This is a genomic window from Hwangdonia seohaensis, assembly GCF_031932625.1.
GTDB lineage: Bacteria > Bacteroidota > Bacteroidia > Flavobacteriales > Flavobacteriaceae > Hwangdonia > Hwangdonia seohaensis.
This window is the reverse complement of record NZ_JAVSCK010000001.1, coordinates 1,111,708-1,131,797: the sequence shown is the minus strand read 5'-3', so window position 1 is coordinate 1,131,797 and position 20,090 is coordinate 1,111,708. Positions and strand designations below refer to the sequence as shown.

Here is a 20,090-nt window from a genome sequence, read left to right as displayed (position 1 = left end):
CTGTTATAAATTTTTTAACGCTTGTTTTATAATGGTTTCAACATTGGCATCGGGTTGTGTCATTATAATTTTATCCACAACGCGTTCAGCCTGCTTTTTTACAAAACCAAGAACCTCTAAAGCAGATAACGCTTCATCTTTATTGGTATTGTCTTTTGAAACAGAAACTTCATCAATATCATAAATCTTTAAAATTTTATCTTTTAAATCTATAATAACACGCTGTGCCGTTTTTGCACCAATACCCTTAATGGATTGAATTAACGCCACATCGCCAACCGCAATACCTTCTCTTACCTGCTTTGGCGTTAATGAGGATAGCATGGTACGGGCAATACTAGACCCAATACCGCTAACGGAAATAAGCAACCTGAAAATTTCGCGTTCGGCCAATGAAGAAAATCCGTAAAGCGTATGCGAGTCTTCTTTTACTTGAAGATGGGTGTATAGTTTTAAATGGTCGCCATCTGGAATTTGAGAATAGGTGTGTAATGAAATATTAAGCATATAACCTACTCCATTACAATCAATAACAACACTTGTTGGGTTTTTTTCGGTGAGTTTTCCTTGAATATGTGTTATCATTTATCCCTTTTCGTTAATCAACCAAATGTAATAAAATTATTTGCATTAAACGGACTTAGAATTCGCCTTTTCCTGTTCCCATTTTTCTTTATGTTGCGCATCGATTACCGCGATGGCCGTCATGTTTACAATTTCGTCAACATTTGCTCCTAGCTGAAGGATATGTACGGGTTTGCGCATGCCCATCATAATGGGGCCAATAGATTGCGCATCATTCAACTCTTTTAATAATTTATAAGTGATGTTTGCTGAATCTAAATTCGGAAAAATAAGGGTGTTTACTTTTTTATCTGCTAGTTTGGAAAAAGGAAACTTTTCGCGCAGCATCTCGTTGTTTAGCGCAAAATCGGTTTGCAGTTCGCCATCAACCACCATATCTGGAAAATGCCTATGTAAATACGACACCGCCTCTCTTACTTTTGAAGCATTAATATGATCTGAAGACCCGAAATTGGAATACGAGGTCATTGCCATAACTGGATTCATACCAAACATTTTAACCACTTGCGAGGTCATTTGTGCTATTTTGGTTAAATCTTTGGCGCTAGGGTCGATGTTAATGGAGGTGTCACTTAAAAAAAGCGGCCCTCTTTTTGTCATCATCACATTAGTAGTTGCAATTCTTGTAGCACCTTTCGCCATACCAATAAGCTCAAGCATAGGCTTTACTACGGTTGGATAATTTCTGGAATACCCAGAAATTAAAGCATCGGCATCGCCCTCGCTAACCATCATAGCCGCGAAATAGTTACGCTCGCGCATGAGTTTTTGAGCTGAGTAAAGCGTTACCCCTCTTCGTTTACGCTGTTGCCAATACACTTTGGCATATTTGTTTTTACGATCGGTTTCCTCATCTGCTTTTGGATCGATAATAGGTACATCGGCATCGAACTCTATCTCTTTCATTAAACGCTGAATGGCATCTTTTCTTCCCAATAAAATAGGGAATGCAATACCGTCTTCGTAGGCTATTTGCGCCGCTTTTAAAACCGCCAACTGGTCTGCTTCAGCAAAAACCACGCGTTTAGGGTCTAGTTTGGCTCTATTTAGCAGCAGCCTTACCAATTTGTTATCCGAACCTAAGCGTTCTCTAAGTACATCTTTATATTTTTCCCAATCGGTAATGGGCTCCATGGCAATACCGCTTTCCATAGCTGCCTTGGCTACTGCTGGTGGCACTTCGGCTATTAAACGTGGGTCAAAGGGTTTTGGAATGATGTAATCGGTCCCGAAAGTTAATCGGGTTTCGCCATAGGCAATATTAACCTGTTCCGGCACGGGCTCTTTAGCTAATCTTGCCAAAGCTTTAACCGCAGCCATTTTCATAGCTTCGTTAATTTTTGTAGCACGAACATCCAAGGCCCCTCTAAAAATAAACGGAAAACCAAGTACGTTATTAACTTGATTAGGATGGTCGCTTCGTCCGGTGGCCATAATAATATCTTTACGCGTTGCCACTGCGATATCGTATTTTATTTCGGGATGCGGATTGGCCATAGCAAATACAATAGGGTTATTTGCCATGCTTAAAAGCATGTCTGGCGTTACAATATCCGGCATGGACAAACCAATAAACACATCAGCATTTTGCATGGCTTCCTCAAGCGTATCTATGTTTTTGTGGGTAGCAAATTCTGCTTTTTCCTTTGACAGATTTTCACGGTTATCCCTAATAACGCCTTTGCTATCGAGCATGACCATGTTTTCACGTTTTGCACCAAAAGCTTGATATAACCTGGAACAAGAAATGGCCGCTGCTCCCGCACCACTTATTACAATGTTTACGTCTTCAATGTTCTTATTGGCAATTTCCAAAGCGTTAATTAACGCTGCTGCGGAAATAATTGCGGTACCGTGTTGGTCGTCGTGCATTACAGGAATATCCAATTCTTCCTTTAATCGACGCTCTATTTCAAAAGCTTCAGGCGCTTTTATATCTTCTAAATTAATGCCTCCAAAAGTGGGTGCAATCATCTTTACGGTTTGAATAAATTCGTCGACATTTTCGGTGTCAACTTCAATATCAAACACATCAATATCTGCAAATATTTTAAACAGCAAACCTTTCCCTTCCATAACGGGTTTAGAGGCTTCCGGTCCAATATTGCCCAAACCTAAAACGGCGGTTCCGTTTGATATTACAGCTACCAAATTACCTTTAGCCGTGTATTTATAGGCATTGTTTTTATCCTTTTCAATTTCTAAACAAGGTTCGGCAACACCCGGTGAATAGGCCAGTGACAAATCTCTTTGGCTCGCATATTTCTTGGTTGGAACAACCTTAATTTTACCTGGAGTTGGTTTTGCGTGGTATATAAGGGCTTCTCTACGTTTACTTTCTTCGCTCATAAGGATTAGATATTTTTGATTTTCCCACTATGCGGGATAACAACCAACAAATATAACAATCCTATTTACCAAACGACTATTCTTTTAAAAAATTGATGTTTCTTTTTAATCCCGAAAACTTGGTACGTTTGACGGCAGATTTTTTAAATACCTTGCTAAACGTTTCTTGGGTTATCTCTTCCCAGTCTTTTTTTGTCATGGATAACAACTCGGGATGCGGATTGAACAAAGGCTCATTATGCGCTTTCGAAAAACGGTTCCACGGGCACACATCTTGACAGACATCGCACCCAAACATCCAATCGTCAAATTGTCCTTTAAATTCCGATGAGATATTTTCTTTGAGTTCAATGGTGAAATATGAAATACATTTGCTGCCATCAACCACATAAGGTTCGGTTATGGCCTCGGTTGGGCAGGCATCAATGCATGCAGTGCACGTTCCGCAATGGTCTGTGGTTACCGAATCGTATTCCAAATCCAAATCAATAATCAGTTCCGCTATGAAATAAAACGAACCGACTTGTTGGGTTAATAAATTACTGTGTTTGCCAATCCATCCTAAACCAGATTTTGCAGCCCAGGCTTTATCGAGAACCGGGGCGGAATCTACAAAGGCCCTTCCGGAAACTTCGCCTATTTCATCTTGAATAAAATGTAATAGTGCTTTGAGTTTATCTTTTATTATAAAATGGTAATCGGTGCCATAAGCGTATTTGGATAGCTTATAAGAATCTTTATGTTGTAACTCCCACGGGTAATAATTTAACAATAACGACACCACACTTTTTGAGCCTTCCACCAGTTTCGTAGGATCCAATCGTTTATCAAAATGGTTTTCCATGTACTGCATCTCGCCATGCATACTGTTATTTAACCAGTTTTCTAATCGAGGGGCTTCGTCTTCTAAAAAACCGGCTTTACTGATGCCGCATGACAAAAAACCGAGACGTTTGGCTTCAGTTTTAATAAGATTGGTATGCTGTGTTTTTGAATTTATCATGGTGCTTTTAATGAAAACTTCAATTTTACATCTACGGGTTTTAAGGTAATTAAAGGATTTATTTTTATGGTGTTATTATCTGTTGAAATATAAAACTTATTGATGATGCTTTTTACGGCTAAAATCATTTCGTACATCGCAAAATTATTACCAATACAAAGCCTTGGGCCAGCGCCAAAAGGCATGTAATATTGCAGTATTTGCTTTCGGTTTTCTTCTAAAAATCGTTCGGGTTTAAAACGCTCCGCATCTCCCCAATAATTTTTATTTCTATGTAGCTCGTAAATGGAAGCGCCAATTATCGTTCCTTTTTTTAAATGGTAGTTTTCCACTTTATCATCTTCAATATTTACTCTATCGGTTATCCACGCGGGCGGATATAAGCGTAAACTTTCTTCAATGCAACACTTGGTGTAATTTAGTTGCGCTATACTTTGTAAAGGCGTTACATTGTTCTGGTTTGTCTTATTGATTTCATCTTCAACCTTTTTTAATTCTTCCTTATTTTGTGCCAAAAGTTTTAATGTAAAGGTTAATGCATTGGCGGTGGTTTCGTGGCCTGCAACGAACAAAATTAAAATTTCGTCGATGAGCTGTTGGTTTGTCATGGTCGTTCCGTCATCGTATTGCGCGTGCAACAACATATCCAATAAATCGTCGTGCGTTTCATCCGATTGTCTTCTGTGATCGATAATTGTATTGATAATGCTTCTGCTTTCCTTTACCAATTTCATGTGATAATTAATATCTCCTTTTAAAAAATACCACATTTTCTTATAGGGCATTCGCAGTTCTTTTACAATAAACAATTGCAGCTTTTCGATTATGAATTGCAAGCGTTTCAGGGTCTGGTTTTCTGCTGAAAAATGAAACAGGGATTTGGCAACTACTTCGAACGCCAATTCATTCATCAAAGGATACAAATCGACAAAATCCTCGGCTTTAATGGTATTTACTTGTGTTTCAATAGTCGTATCGATGATTGAAACCAGATTTTGAATTTTCTCTTTATGGAATGCCGGCTGGATTAAACGGCGTTGTTTTAGCCAATAATCGCCACTTGAGGTTAACAAACCATAGCCCACATATTTTGATAAATACTTGGTTTGGATTTTTGATTTATGATAGGTTTTATGGTTTTTTTGAAGGATGTGTTTAACAACATGTATGTCTCGCGTTAACACAATATGCCCATAAAATGGTGATTTTACAGCAAAGGTATCTCCGGTTTCATTGAAACACTTATTGTGAAACGGAATGGGGTTTTTGGCTATGGAAGCCGACATGCGTAAAAACTTGCGAAACGGGATTTTATTTGGGTAGTTGTATTTCATTATCTATTATGATGAGATTCTGAAATGATTTCAGAATGACGCAAGTGTTAAAAGTACTATTTTACTTAGTATTATAAAACAAAAAACCGAAGCATTTAACTTCGGTTTTAATCAATAACATTGACAATTTAGTTTGGTTTTATATTTTGATTAATATGAAAGAAATTATCAGGATCATATTTTGTTTTGATTTCTACGAGTCTATCATAGTTATCTTTATAAGATGACTTTATTCTTGCTTGCCCTTCTTCCATCATAAAGTTTACATAAGCACCGCCCATTGCATAAGGGGTTAAAGCATCAAAATAATCTTTGCACCAATTGGTAACTTTATCAGCTTTTGCTGAATCTGGATCGACACCAACAATTACCTGTGCCCAACGCGCATCTCTATTTGCCCAGGCTGTTTCGTTATTAGAAACCTCGTGTACTGCACCATCGATGGGGTAAAAATGTGTTGTTGAATGCATGGTCGGGATTTTAGAACCAAATTCAATATTCTCATCTATCGATTCGTCTGTTAATTCCTTAATATAATGTGCGCGCCAATACCATTGCATTCCCGGTGGATACAAAGCATCGAACATGCCATTTAAAGCTGGCATTGGTATTTCTCCAACAAAGTCTAAAATTGGTGGGCCAAATTCTCGAATAGGTTTGAAAACCTCTTCAGCTTTTTCAATGGGTCCCGTGTAATTCCACACCACACCACAAACATTTTTATTCCATAGATCTTCTGGAAAAGGTTCAGCTGGAGGCACTATTAAAAAGGCAAAAAAACCATATAAATCATTTGATGCAGTTTTAGTGACGTTGTCATAAAATTTCATTGCTTTCTTTGCTTTTTCCAAAGGCCAAAACATAGGACCTGCATACACGTTTTTTATGGCTATTAAATTGAAGGTAAACGACACAACCACTCCAAAGTTTCCGCCGCCACCTCTTAAGGCCCAAAATAAATCGGGATGCGAATTTTTATTAGCGGTAACCACTTCGCCAGTAGCTAGAACAACCTCACACTCCAATAAATTATCAATAGAAAGTCCGCCCTTTCTACTCAGATACCCTATGCCACCTCCTAAAGTTATACCACCAATTCCGGTGGTTCCAATAATACCGCTTGGTAATGCTAAACCGTATTCATGTGTTGCCGCATCAACATCGGCAAGTGTATTTCCAGATTGTATAACGGCGGTTTTTGACTGTGGATTTATATTTATGGCTTTCATTTCAGAAAGGTCTATTACCAAACCATCGTCAACCAAAGCAAGTCCAGCACCGTTATGTCCGCCACTTTTTATGGAAACTTCAATATTATGATCTCGAGCATAATTTACCGCATTAACAACATCTTGTTCGTTTTTGCATTTTACAATAACAGCAGGTTTTTTATCAATCATGGCGTTGTAAATAGCTCTTGCGTTCTCGTAATTAGTGTCTTTTGGGGTAATAACTTCTCCTGATAAATCTTGATAGCTCATAATTGTATGGTTTTAGTTAATTTTTTTAACTGTAAATTAAAGTTTGGTAACTACTTTTTTTAAAGGAGAATGATGCTCATGAACAATTTTCCAAGCACCATTATTGTCTTTTACAAACAGCAACGATATTTGATCGTTTACCACTACTAAATCTTCTTCAAATTTTAAATGAAAATCTGAATGGAAGGTTACGTTTGCCACATTACCATAGTACACGGCAATTTTTAAATCATTAGCATCAAACTTTAAAATTTCTTTAACATTACCAAACACATTACGCTCATGGGCTTCATTTTCTTTACTGCCAACACATTTTTCTCCCATTTTAAATTCGGTAAATTTGGGTCCATAGGCATGAAAGGCAATTAGTTTTTCAACATCACCATCTTTAATGCTTTGTACAATGCCTCCCATGGTTTCCATAACTTCTTCTTGTGCTTTTGGATATTCAATATTTATAATACTTTCTGATTGGGCCATTAACAGTTGAACGTTTAAGAACACCATTGTAAAAAAAACCGCTAATACTGTTGTAAATTGTGATTTCATAATTTTTGATTTTAGATTTACTCAAAATTATTGACAATCAACACAATACATCAATCCATTTTATTCAAAGAGTACTACAAATGTTTCATTTAATAGACTTTTAACATATTAATTGTAGTTAAACCCATTCCTTTTTAAAAAATGAATGGGTTTTAAATACTTTTAAAAAACGGGATTAGAAGGAAAACTGAATTTGCAAATTATTTAATGGGTTAACATAAATTGGGAAGGAGGTACTCCAAACTTACTTCTAAAATTTTTACTGAAATAAGATGGGTTTGAGTATCCTAATTGGTATGCAACTTCAGAGATTGAAAGTTTATTTTCCTTTATTAAATTCATGGCCTTATTCATTTTAATATCGCGAATAAACAAAACTGGAGACCTACCTGTTAAAGCTGTAATTTTTCTGTAGAGTTGTGGGCGACTTACACCCATATTTTGGCTTATATTTGCAATGTTAAACGTTTCATCTGACAGATTTTTTTCTGTATAATCAAAAAAACTTTCCATAAATTTTTGTTGGGTCTCATTTACAACTTTTACAGTTGACATACTTCCATAACTTCTTTCGGGAAGTAATTTAGAAAAGTTTTTAGACAGTACTATTTCACCACTATTCGCCATTAATGCTAATTGCTTGGTGAAATCAATAGCCTCTTCAAAAAAACCATCACTATCAGTTACAGGTTGACCTTCGGCTAAACCTATTCTAAATTCAATATTCTGTTTTTTTGAAAGCAATTTTTGAATACCTAAAACACATTCATAAGCAGCATCAGCTTCATTAAACACTCCAATAATACTATCATCACTTATATTTTTAACTTGAGTGCCTTTATATTTTTTTATGGAATTAAACACTGTGTTTCGGGCAAACGTAGGGACTTTAAACCGACTTATTTCATCGGCAAAGTCCAAGCTTGTTTTTGCTAAAATATCTATAATGAGAATAAACCGAAATCCAGTATCAATATTCCCATCTTTATAATAAACTATGCCATGTTCTACATTATGGGCTTTTCCCATAAACATATCAACTAATCCTGCTTCTACTTCAACAATGTTGCAAGCTACATCTCCATGAGCTTCTTTATGAACATTTTCGCAAGCTTCTGGGTTGGGTCCTTCAATCAAACAAAAAATAGTTCCAGCTTTTTGATTTACCCAAAATTGATGATACTTCACGCCAAACTTATCTTGCGTTTGTTTATCAGCCATGTGGGCTTTTTTTACATCCTCAACAGTTACTCCTGGAAAGTGGTGGTAATCCATGTAAATCGGCATATTCCTAAAATTTTAAAAAGGGTTAGGCTATGTAATTCTTGGAGAGGATTTTAAAGATACAAAAAATAGCCTACTTAGTACTATTTATATTAAAACAACCCACCTTGAACCGATCCTTTGATTTTGCCTAAATGCTTATACGCTTGTTCGGTTACTTCGCGTCCTCGTGGTGTGCGCATAATAAACCCTTGTTGGATTAAAAAGGGCTCGTAAACTTCCTCAATCGTTTCGGGGCTTTCGCTTACCGCAGTGGCAATAGTTGTAATGCCTACGGGACCGCCTTTAAATTTATCGATAATGGTTGATAGAATTTTGTTGTCCATTTCATCCAAGCCGTGGGCATCGACGTTTAAAGCTTCCAACGCGTATTTTGCTATTTTAATATCGATACTTCCGTTGCCTTTTATTTGGGCAAAATCCCTAACCCGTCGTAATAAAGCGTTAGCAATCCTGGGTGTACCGCGACTTCGTCCGGCAATTTCAATAGCTGCTTCCATGGTTATTGGCACTGCCAAAATAGTGGCACTTCGTTGTACAATGGTGGTGAGCAAATCGGTTTTATAATATTGCAGTCTGCTTTGAATACCAAAACGTGCACGCATTGGCGCCGTTAATAAACCTGAACGCGTTGTGGCACCAATTAGAGTAAACGGATTGAGATTAATTTGAACGGTTCTTGCATTTGGGCCAGATTCAATCATAATATCGATTTTATAATCTTCCATAGCGGAATATAAATACTCCTCTACAATAGGGCTTAATCGATGGATTTCATCAATAAATAATACGTCGCGTTCTTCAAGATTGGTAAGTAAACCTGCCAAATCTCCCGGTTTATCTAAAACGGGACCCGATGTTACTTTTATGCCAACATTCAATTCGTTTGATAAAATATGTGCCAATGTGGTTTTGCCAAGTCCCGGAGGCCCATGAAACAAGGTATGGTCTAAAGCTTCGGTGCGCAAATTTGCAGCTTGAACAAAAATTTGAAGGTTTTCCAACACCTGATCTTGGCCCGTAAAATCATCAAATGACAAGGGTCTTAACTTTCTTTCTACATCTAATTCCTCGGGTGAAAAATTGTCGTCTGTTGGGTCTAGATTTTCGTTCATTTAGCTTTTTAGCTTAAGTGATAAAGATACTGAAACAAGTTCAGCACAAGCAAATATAAACAAAAAGCCTTTCCGAATGGAAAGGCTTTTCAATATTAGTATATAGAATTTTTAATGGTGTAATTCTTCTTCGCCTTCTTTAAGAGGGACGTTCTGTGGTACAAAATCATCATCATGTCCTGGTTTGCTATAATCGTAAGACCAACGGTATACGTGAGGTATCTCGCCTTCCCAGTTTCCATGGATATGCTTTACGGGTGCTGTCCACTCCAAAGTGGTTGAACGCCATGGATTTTGAACGGTCTTCTTTCCAAAGAACATACTGCCAAAGAAGTTATATAAATATACGATTTGCACGATGCCTCCAATTAAAGCAAAAATGGTTATAACAACATTTACGTTTGCTAAATCGTCAAATAACGGAAAATGACTGTTTGTATAATAACGACGTGGTAAACCAGCCATTCCTATAAAGTGCATGGGGAAAAATACACCATAAGCACAAACGGCCGTTATCCAGAAATGGATATAACCTAAGTTTTTATTTAGCATACGTCCAAACATTTTTGGATACCAATGATAGATTCCTGCAAACATACCGTACAATGCCGATATACCCATTACTAAGTGGAAGTGCGCAACCACAAAATAGGTGTCGTGTACATTAATGTCCAACGCCGAATCACCCAAAATGATACCTGTTAAACCTCCCGTTATAAATGTAGATACAAAACCGATTGAGAATAACATGGCGGGATTCATTTGTAAATTACCCTTCCAGAGTGTGGTTATCCAGTTGAAAGCCTTTACGGCCGATGGAATGGCGATTAATAAAGTTGTAAATGTAAATACAGACCCTAAGAACGGATTCATTCCTGAAACAAACATGTGATGCCCCCAAACTATGGTTGACAAAAAGGCGATGGCTAAAATGGAAGCAATCATAGCACGGTAACCAAAAATGGGCTTACGCGAACTTGATGCCATAATTTCGGAAACCAGTCCCATGGCCGGTAATATAACAATATAAACCTCTGGGTGTCCCAAGAACCAAAATAAGTGCTCGAACAATACGGGCGAGCCACCTTGATAATGCAATACTTCACCTTGAATAAAAATATCTGACAAGAAGAATGATGTTCCAAAACTTCTATCCATAATCAATAATAAGGCTGCCGACAATAATACCGGAAACGATACCACACCAATTATAGCCGTTACAAAGAACGCCCAAATTGTAAGAGGTAATCTCGTCATAGACATCCCTTTGGTACGCAAGTTTATTACCGTAACTATATAGTTAAGTGAACCTAATAATGACGAAGCAATAAATATGGCCATAGATACCAACCAAAGTGTCATACCCATTCCTGAGCCTCCTTGAGCCATTGGTAAGGCACTTAATGGCGGATAAATTGTCCAACCGGCAGATGCTGGTCCAGCTTCAACAAACAATGAAATCACCATGATTACACTTGATAAAAAGAATAACCAATACGACACCATGTTTAAAAACCCAGACGCCATATCTCGGGCACCAATTTGCAATGGAATTAACAAGTTGCTAAACGTACCACTTAAACCCGCTGTTAATACAAAGAATACCATAATGGTACCATGTATGGTAACCAATGCCAAATAAATATCGGCATCCATAACACCGTCTGGAGCCCATTTACCCAATAGTGCTTCAAATAATACGTTTGGTTCTTCAGGCCATGCAATTTGTATACGAAACATCATAGACATTAAAACTCCTATAACACCCATAATTGTACCTGTAATAAGGTACTGTTTGGCAATCATTTTATGATCTTGACTAAATATATATTTAGTTACAAACGTTTCTTTATGATGATGTCCGTGGTCGTCGTCGTGAGCGTGGTTATCTGCGTGTGCTGACATAATCTTATATCGTATTTATCTTTTTAATTAGTTAATTAGAGAGTTTTTAAATTCTTTTTGCTCGCTTAACCAAGCATCAAATTCTTCTTGCGTTTCCACTATAATCTTCATTTGCATATTATAGTGCGATTTTCCACAAATCTTGTTACAAATTAGTAAATAATCAAACTCGTAAGGCTCTAAAGGCTCTTCACCTTTAGCTAACAATGGTTTGCTATTTTCAACTCTAATTTCATTTATGTTTTTTACTTTTTTAACAATCTGCGACCTTTGCCTCATATCGGCTGTAGTAACGGTTGGTGTAAAGCCAAACTGTGTAATCATACCGGGAACACAGTTCATTTGCGCTCTAAAATGTGGCATGTAAGCCGAATGCAACACGTCTTGAGAACGCATTTTAAACAATACCGGTCTGCCCACTGGTAAATGCAATTCGCTTGTAATGATATCGTCTTGCGCATTAGGGTCAGATTCATCCAATCCTAAAATATTAGCGCGGTCAATATCAATCAATCGAACGTTCGCTTTTCCTAAGGTATTATCAGCGCCTCCGTATCTGGCTTTCCAGTTGAATTGCTGTGCGTACAATTCTACCACCAAGGTATCTTCATCTTCTTCAACACCCATAATGTGTATCCAAGTGTTTAATCCGTAAATGATTAAACCTGCTAAAACAATTACAGGAATAATGGTCCAAATGGCTTCCAATTTATTATTATCGGCAAAGAACAAGGCTTTTTTTCCTTTTTCACCTTTATATTTAAAAGCAAAGTAGTGCAACAGAAATTGGGTAATGGTTTGCACTATAAAGATGACTACCATGGAGATAATCATCAAATTATCTATGGTTGGGCCATGTTCTGAAGCAGAGTTGGACATTAATGGTAAATCGCCCCAATACACAAAACACACAATGGTAATGACATAAATGAAGGCCAAAAAGCCCATCATTAAGTATGCATTTACGGTATTGTCTTTATCGGTAGCAATCTGGGTATTCTCAATTTTAGCTTGCGCCAAATCGAAAATTTTTACCATTTGCCAAATGGCAATTAAAATAAATACTAAAACTATAATTGTTAATAAAGCAGTCATTGGTATCGTTCGTCTTTATTTAAATCTTAATTAATAATGAAATTCTTCGCTTTCTTTTTTGAAAGGGTATCTTTGTACTAGTAACGGTGCTTTGGTTAAAGCGGTAAACACTACAAATATAAACAACCCTGCAAATAGTAATATAGAGCTAATTTCTGGGATGCCAATAAACCACCTGTCTCCAACCGTTGCCGGCATAATCATAACAAACACATCTAAGTAATGCCCGAATAGCACTACGATTCCCGTCATAACCACAAACCATGGCACACGTTTATAATCGGCATTCATCAGCATTAAAATTGGAAATACAAAGTTAAGCGCTACCATACCTAGGAATGGCAATTGATAATCTTGAAAACGCGACACAAAGTAAGTTACCTCTTCCGGAATGTTTGCATACCAAATTAACATGAATTGCGAGAACCATAAATAGGTCCAGAAAATACTAAATGCAAACATGTATTTAGCGACATCGTGCAAGTGATTTTCGTTTACAAATTCTAAATATCCTCTGGATTTTAAGTAAATTGATATTAAAGCGATTACCGTAATACCACTAACAAACATAGTAGCAAACACGTACCAACCGAATAGGGTTGAGAACCAGTGCGGATCTACACTCATTATCCAATCCCAAGACATCATGGATTCTGTATAAATAAAGAATACCAAAAACCCTGCAGCCCAACGGAATCCTTTTTTAAAGTTTCTGTTATCTTCTGCTGTATCTTGAGCAATTGAGTATTTTCTGGAAATGTAGCGGTAAAAACTCCAACCTGCAATAAATATTAATCCTCTAATAATAAACCCTGGTAAGTTTAAGAATCCAGATTTGTTTTGTATTAATCTATCGTGCGCTACAACATCCGGATCCATCCAAATAAATAAGTTGTAATGCCCAATGGTTCCTGACGCCACAGCTATTAAAAGCACAATTAAAGCACCAGGTAAAAGATAAGCGGTAATGCCTTCCATAACCCTAAACAATACGGGCGACCAACCGGCTTGCGATGCAATTTGAATGGCATAAAATGCGAGCACACCCAAAGCAATCATCATAAAGAAAAAGGCTGCTACATATAATGCTGCCCATGGCCTATTTGCAATTTGATGCTGCACGTGTTTTACATGTTCTGTATGAGCGTCTGCTTCGGCCACATCTGCGTGTGCATCGCTTGATGCCGTTGCGTTGTGTGCCGCTTCTTCTCCATGTCCGCCACCGTGTGATTCTTCTGTAAGCAAGTGCTCTACTTCTTCAAAAGATTTATGAGATGTCATAAAACCATAGCCTACACCTAACAACCCTAAAACCATTAGAATGATAGAAAATGTCTTTAATTTATTTGAAAATGTGTACATATCTATATAATCTTATCTTCTTACTTTTCTAAATCTCCTTTTAACTTCAACACGTATGACACCACTTGCCAGCGTTCTTCTTCTTTCAATTGGTTGGCATAAGAGCCCATGGCATTTTTACCATAGTAAATGGTGTGGTAAATGCTACCTTGGTTTATGGCTCGTCCAATATCGTCAAAACTAGGGATACCAAGAATCTTTTCGCGTTTTACCAAATTACCTTGTCCGTCTCCTTTATTGCCATGGCAAATACCACAGTATATATCGTAAAGTTCTTTGCCTCTATTTAAATCTACGTGCATGGAATCAATGGGACTCATTAATGTGGCTTTAGCTAACTCGTATCCTTCGTTTGAATTATCAATATCAAAAGGAACGTGCCCTCTAGCTACAGATCCTTCGGCTGGTAATTGTGCTGCCATACCATCGGGGAAAGCGGCTTCGCCATAAGTTTCGTAACCTTCAGACTCATACATATTTGGCATAAACTGATAGTTAGGCTCACTTTTATCAAAGCAAGATGTTACCGATAATAACAATACTGCTACAAGACTTATATGTTTTAAGTTCTTCATATTAATGTGCATCTTCTTTATCAATAATATTAATCTCGACTGCTCCAGTTTCTTTAAGTAGGTTTTCCAATTCGCTTTCATTTCCATGAACTGCAATTTCCATTAAAAAATGGTCGTCGGTTGTTCTCGGGTCTGGGTTTTCAGCCTGTTTAAAGGGCCACATTCTACTACGTAAATAAAAGGTTATAACCATTAAATGTGCTGAAAAGAAAACGGTCATCTCAAACATAATAGGTATAAATGCCGGCATGTTTTCCAAATAACTAAAGCTTGGTTTTCCTCCAATGTTTTGGGGCCAATCTTTAATCATGATAAAATCCATCATTAAAATAGCCACTGTTAAACCGATTAGCCCATAAATGAATGCCGTTATGGCAATACGTGTTGGTGCTAATCCCATAGCTTTGTCTAGTCCGTGAACCGGAAACGGTGTATATATCTCTTCGATGTGATAGCGTTCTGCCTTAACCTTTTTAACGGCCGACATTAATACATCATCATCGATATAAATAGCGTGAATAACTTTTGAAGCTTCCATTGACTCTATTCTAGTTTATTAGTTTTTTTGCTTGTCCGGACCAATCATCACGCTCTGCTCTTCCTGGGAAAGACCCCGTGATTTCATCTAACAAGTCGTATTCTCTTTTTGTCATTTTACTAACCTGAGCATAGGTATAAATACCAATACCGTTAAGTACACCTTCCATTTTCGGACCAATACCGTTAATAACCTTTAAGTCATCTGGGGTTTGTATCGCAGGATCAAATTTACCTACGCCTTGCAACAGGTTATCTAATTTTTCAGAATTATCTTGAATTGGCTTAGAAGCTGTTGTTTCTTCAGGAAGTTTAAAGTTAGATGTTCTTTCATCTGCACCTGTACCCACTAAGCTTTCGCCTCTTTCCCTGATATTTTTATAACGCTCACCAGATGATTTCAAAATGGTTTTTACTTCCGCTTGAGCGATTACCGGGAATGTTCTTGAGTATAATAAAAACAATACAAAGAAGAATCCGATGGTTCCTATAAAAATTCCAATATCAACAAATGTTGGTGAGAACATGGTCCATGACGATGGTAAGTAATCACGGTGTAACGAGGTTACGATAATTACAAAACGCTCAAACCACATCCCGATATTCACCACGATAGATATTATGAAAGAGAACATAATGCTGGTTCGTAATTTCTTGAACCACATAAACTGAGGTGAAAACACGTTACAAGTCATCATCGCCCAATAAGCCCACCAATAAGGTCCTGTTGCTCTGTTTAAAAAGGCATACTGTTCGTACTCTACACCAGAATACCATGCAATAAACAACTCGGTAATATAAGCTACACCAACTATGGACCCCGTAATCATGATAACGATGTTCATTAATTCGATGTGTTGTACGGTAATATAATCTTCAAGGTCACACACTTTTCTCATAATAATAAGAAGGGTGTTTACCATGGCAAATCCTGAGAATACCGCACCCGCAACGAAATACGGTGGAAATATTGTGGTATGCCAACCTGGAACTATAGACGTGGCAAAATCGAAGGATACAATAGTGTGTACCGAAAGTACCAAGGGCGTTGCTAAACCGGCAAGTACCAAAGATACTTCTTCAAAACGTTGCCAATCTTTTGCTCTACCAGACCATCCAAAGCTTAATAACGAATATATTTTCTTTTGAAATGGCTTTACGGCTCTATCTCGAATCATTGCAAAATCGGGCAATAAACCTGTCCACCAGAAAACCAATGAAACCGATAAATATGTTGAAATTGCAAATACATCCCAAAGTAATGGTGAGTTAAAGTTTACCCAAAGAGAACCAAATTGATTCGGAATTGGCAATACCCAATAACCTAACCAAGGACGACCCATGTGAATAATTGGAAATAAACCGGCTTGAACTACCGAGAAAATAGTCATGGCCTCGGCTGAACGGTTAATGGCCATTCTCCATTTTTGACGGAACAGTAATAGTACGGCAGAAATAAGTGTTCCTGCGTGACCAATACCTACCCACCAAACAAAGTTAGTAATATCCCAAGCCCAACCTACGGTTTTATTTAAACCCCAAGTACCGATACCGGTTGATATTGTGTAAATGATACATCCAATTCCCCAAAGAAAGGCAGCAAGTGAAATACCAAAAACTATCCACCATTGTTTATTTGCTTTTCCTTCTACAGGTTTAGCCACATCCACGGTAACATCGTGGTATGATTTTTCGCCTGTAACTAAAGGTCTTCTAATAGGTGCTTCGTAATGAGACGCCATAATCCTTTTATAATTATTTCTTAATTAATTTTATGCTTCGGTTGTATTTCTCACTTTTGTTTGATATTGTACATTAGGTTTTGTGCCCACATACTCTAACAAGTGATACATACGGTTATCTTCTTTAAGTTTTGCAACTTGACTGTCTTTATCGTTGATATCTCCAAACACCATAGCGCCACTGCTACAAGCCGCAGAACAGGCCGTTTGGAATTCACCATCTTTAATTTCACGCCCATCACGTTTGGCATCCAAAATGGTTTTTTGTGTCATTTGAATACACATCGAACATTTTTCCATAACCCCACGAGAACGTACCACAACATCTGGATTTAACACCATACGGCCTAAATCATCATTCATGTGGTAATCAAACTCATCATTCCCAGCGTATAAGAACCAGTTAAAACGACGTACTTTGTAAGGACAGTTGTTTGCACAATATCTGGTACCTACACAACGGTTGTATGCCATGTGGTTTTGACCTTGACGACCATGCGATGTGGCTGCCACAGGACAAACCGTTTCACAAGGAGCGTGGTTACAGTGCTGGCACATAACCGGTTGAAAAACCACTTGAGGATTTTCAGCGGCATGTTCCATTTCTCCAAATTCGCTAAGCGAACTGCCTAAACCAGATATGCTTTCCTTTTTAGTGATGTCTTCTGTAAATGTATCTTCAGAAGAATAATATCTATCGATACGTAACCAATGCATATCGCGGCTACGACGTATTTCTTCCTTTCCAACAACGGGTACGTTGTTTTCTGCATGACAAGCAATCACACAAGCACCACATCCCGTACAGGCATTTAAATCGATAGATAGGTTGAAATGATGCCCAATAGAACGATCAAATTCACCCCATAAATCTACCTCTGGTGATGTTACCGGAGTTTCAACGTGATTAAGCGATACCACAGGAACAGCGTTCCAGTGCTTCTTATCTTTTGTGTTGAAAATCTCTAAAGTAGTTTCTTTTATAATATCGCCACGTCCCATTAAGGTATTGTGCAACTGTACCGAAGCAAATTCATGCTCGCCACCTGCAGCCTCAATAGTAACCGACTGTACATTGTTAAAATCTTGGTATAATGCATAGGCATTAACACCGGTTTGCATTTCTTCTTTTAAACCTAAGGTTTTTCCGTAACCAAATGCTAATCCTACAGAGCCTTTTGCTTGCCCTGGCTGAATCATTACCGGCACTTTAATAGTGGTTCCGTTTGCCGTAATATTGGCATAGCTTCCGTTTAATCCTCCCGTGGCATCGTGTGTGTTAACGAAACCTAGCGTATCGGCATCGGCTTTAGAAATGGTTAAATAGTTATCCCAAGATGTTCTGGTTAAAGGATCTGGGAATTCTTGTAACCATGGGTTGTTGGCCTGTTGCCCATCACCCATACCTACTTTGGTATATAATGTTAATTCGAATGCTGCATCAGATTTTACAGATGCTGCTAAAGCTCTTGCCGCATTTCCTGAAGGTGTTTCTAGAACATCTTCCTCGGCTTCTACAGCTTCAGTGGTATCTTCGGTTTCTGTTGCAATAGTTCCAACATAAACCCCATCGTGTAATGCTTTGTTGAAAGAACTTCCACCTAAAATAGTAGTTCCCCAAGCTTCTTTTATATAATCGTGATAAGACAAATCGTTTCCTGTCCATGTTAACAAGGCATCTTGAAATTGCTTGGTATCAAACAACGGACGGATTGTTGGTTGCGTTAAGGCGTAATGTCCTTTTTTAAGCTCCACATCGCCCCAAGATTCCAAGTAATGTGGTGCGGCAGCGATGTAATCCGTTAGGGTTGATGTTTCATCTGCTTTTAAAGAAAAAGTAACAGATAAATCAACATTGTTTAAGCCCTCGGCAAAATCTGAAGCATTTGGAAGTGTGTACATGGGATTAACACCGCTCATAATAAGCGCTCCAATTCTTCCCGCGTTCATATCGGTAACCAATTTAGCAACTGCTTTATCGTTACCTTGTCTTGTTTTTATAGGTGTTTTAGCATCAAAAGCTTTACTGTTTAAAGCTTCGTTAATTTCCAATGCTACGGTTTGCGCGTTTACATCTTGAATTCCTGTAACCACAACGCCGTTGCTTCCTGCTTTTTTAAGTTGCGCTGCTGCTTTACCAATAGCATCTTCAATATGGGCAGGCAATTCGTTTGTTGACACTGATCCGCCAACAACTTGACTATATAATTTTGCTAAAACCGTTTTTTGCTGACTTGGTGTTAAAGGCACACGTTTATCGGCATTTGCTCCGGTTAAAGACATATTGGATTCAAACTGAATATGGCGTGACATTTTACCGTTAGCCGGGATTCTGTTTTTAGAATATCCAGAATCAAAACCGCCACCTTGCCAATCGCCTAAGAAGTCTGCGCCAACGGAAACTATAGTCATCGCTTTCGAGAAATCGTAGTTAGCCAATCCGCGTTCGCCGTATTTAGCTTGGTATGCATCCAATGCCGCAGATTCTGAAACCGCATCGTAAACCACGTGACGTACGTTTCCGTACTTCTCCTTAAATTCTGCAATTAGCTTGCTTGTAGAAGGACTTGCAAAAGTTTGCGTTAGTAGCACGATGTCTTTCCCAGAAGCTTTGGCTGCTTCCAAACCGCTCATAACACCACTGTCAAGATCGCTCCAATCAATATAACTATCGCCTTGAACGGGACCTTGCATTCTTAAACTATCATACAGTCCTAAAACCGATGCATTTACCCTAGCATTTGCACTACCGTGCGTAGCTGCCAAAGCATTGTTTTCAATTTTAATAGGACGACCTTCACGAGTTTTTACCAAAACACTTGCAAAATCAAAACCATCGGCAATTGTTGTTGCGTAGTAATTTGCAACACCTGGGATGATTTCAGTTGGCTGTACTACGTAAGGGATAGATTTAACTACCGGACCTTCGCAAGCAGCAAGAGATGCTGCTGCTGTACTAAAACCAACATATTTTAAGAAATCGCGACGTGTTGTTGATGTTTCCTCCAATGTTTTTTTATCACCTAAAAATTCATCCGTAGGAATCTCACTAACAAACTCGTTTTGTTTTAGCGTCTCAACAATTGAGCTGTTTTCGTTTAGCTCTTCAACACTTTTCCAGTATTTCTTGTTTGATGACATATTTATTAAATAGTTATTAGTTGTTAGTTATGA

15 protein-coding genes are annotated in these 20,090 nt (G+C 37.9%); all 15 read right to left on the bottom strand.

The window, feature by feature from the left end:
• Positions 1-3: 3 nt before the first annotated feature.
• Positions 4-585 carry a Holliday junction branch migration protein RuvA gene (gene ruvA, locus RNZ47_RS04875; RefSeq protein ID WP_311937228.1) on the bottom strand — a complete coding sequence of 194 codons (582 nt, stop codon included), beginning with the start codon at positions 583-585 and terminating at the stop codon, positions 4-6.
• A 45-nt stretch (positions 586-630) separates the two neighbouring features.
• On the bottom strand, positions 631-2,934 hold the full coding sequence (locus RNZ47_RS04870; protein ID WP_311937226.1) for an NADP-dependent malic enzyme: 2,304 nt from the start codon (positions 2,932-2,934) through the stop codon (positions 631-633).
• Between the two features lie 76 nt (positions 2,935-3,010).
• Positions 3,011-3,937 (bottom strand): tRNA epoxyqueuosine(34) reductase QueG, encoded by a 927-nt coding sequence (gene queG, locus RNZ47_RS04865; protein ID WP_311937223.1) that lies wholly within the window; start codon positions 3,935-3,937, stop codon positions 3,011-3,013.
• Positions 3,934-5,271, bottom strand: a complete 1,338-nt coding sequence (locus tag RNZ47_RS04860; RefSeq protein WP_311937220.1) for a cytochrome P450 — start codon at positions 5,269-5,271, stop codon at positions 3,934-3,936. The genes queG and RNZ47_RS04860 overlap by 4 nt, the downstream gene beginning before the upstream one ends.
• Before the next feature lie 128 nt (positions 5,272-5,399).
• Positions 5,400-6,752, bottom strand: a complete 1,353-nt coding sequence (locus tag RNZ47_RS04855; RefSeq protein ID WP_311937217.1) for an FAD-binding oxidoreductase — start codon at positions 6,750-6,752, stop codon at positions 5,400-5,402.
• Between the two features lie 36 nt (positions 6,753-6,788).
• Positions 6,789-7,301: a YybH family protein gene (locus RNZ47_RS04850; RefSeq protein ID WP_311937215.1), complete on the bottom strand. Its 513-nt coding sequence runs from the start codon at positions 7,299-7,301 to the stop codon at positions 6,789-6,791.
• A 204-nt stretch (positions 7,302-7,505) separates the two neighbouring features.
• Positions 7,506-8,576 carry a nickel-binding protein gene (locus RNZ47_RS04845; RefSeq protein WP_311937498.1) on the bottom strand — a complete coding sequence of 357 codons (1,071 nt, stop codon included), beginning with the start codon at positions 8,574-8,576 and terminating at the stop codon, positions 7,506-7,508.
• A 101-nt stretch (positions 8,577-8,677) separates the two neighbouring features.
• Positions 8,678-9,700: a Holliday junction branch migration DNA helicase RuvB gene (ruvB, locus tag RNZ47_RS04840; protein WP_311937213.1), complete on the bottom strand. Its 1,023-nt coding sequence runs from the start codon at positions 9,698-9,700 to the stop codon at positions 8,678-8,680.
• 111 nt (positions 9,701-9,811) lie between these two features.
• Entirely contained in the window at positions 9,812-11,605 is a 1,794-nt protein-coding gene (locus RNZ47_RS04835) for a cytochrome c oxidase subunit I (RefSeq protein WP_311937210.1), read from the bottom strand.
• Positions 11,606-11,632: 27 nt separating this feature from the next.
• Positions 11,633-12,700 carry a cytochrome c oxidase subunit II gene (locus tag RNZ47_RS04830; protein ID WP_311937207.1) on the bottom strand — a complete coding sequence of 356 codons (1,068 nt, stop codon included), beginning with the start codon at positions 12,698-12,700 and terminating at the stop codon, positions 11,633-11,635.
• 30 nt (positions 12,701-12,730) lie between these two features.
• A complete protein-coding gene (locus RNZ47_RS04825) occupies positions 12,731-14,062 on the bottom strand; it encodes a quinol:cytochrome C oxidoreductase (RefSeq protein WP_311937204.1) in 1,332 nt (443 codons plus the stop codon).
• Positions 14,063-14,082: 20 nt separating this feature from the next.
• Positions 14,083-14,637, bottom strand: coding sequence for a c-type cytochrome (locus RNZ47_RS04820; protein ID WP_311937202.1), 555 nt, complete (start codon positions 14,635-14,637; stop codon positions 14,083-14,085).
• 1 nt (position 14,638) lies between these two features.
• Complete coding sequence (locus RNZ47_RS04815; protein ID WP_311937200.1) at positions 14,639-15,175, bottom strand: DUF3341 domain-containing protein; 537 nt, start codon at positions 15,173-15,175, stop codon at positions 14,639-14,641.
• A 10-nt stretch (positions 15,176-15,185) separates the two neighbouring features.
• On the bottom strand, positions 15,186-16,916 hold the full coding sequence (locus tag RNZ47_RS04810; RefSeq protein ID WP_311937197.1) for a helix-hairpin-helix domain-containing protein: 1,731 nt from the start codon (positions 16,914-16,916) through the stop codon (positions 15,186-15,188).
• Between the two features lie 30 nt (positions 16,917-16,946).
• Positions 16,947-20,057 carry a TAT-variant-translocated molybdopterin oxidoreductase gene (locus tag RNZ47_RS04805; protein ID WP_311937194.1) on the bottom strand — a complete coding sequence of 1,037 codons (3,111 nt, stop codon included), beginning with the start codon at positions 20,055-20,057 and terminating at the stop codon, positions 16,947-16,949.
• Between the last annotated feature and the right edge of the window lie 33 nt (positions 20,058-20,090).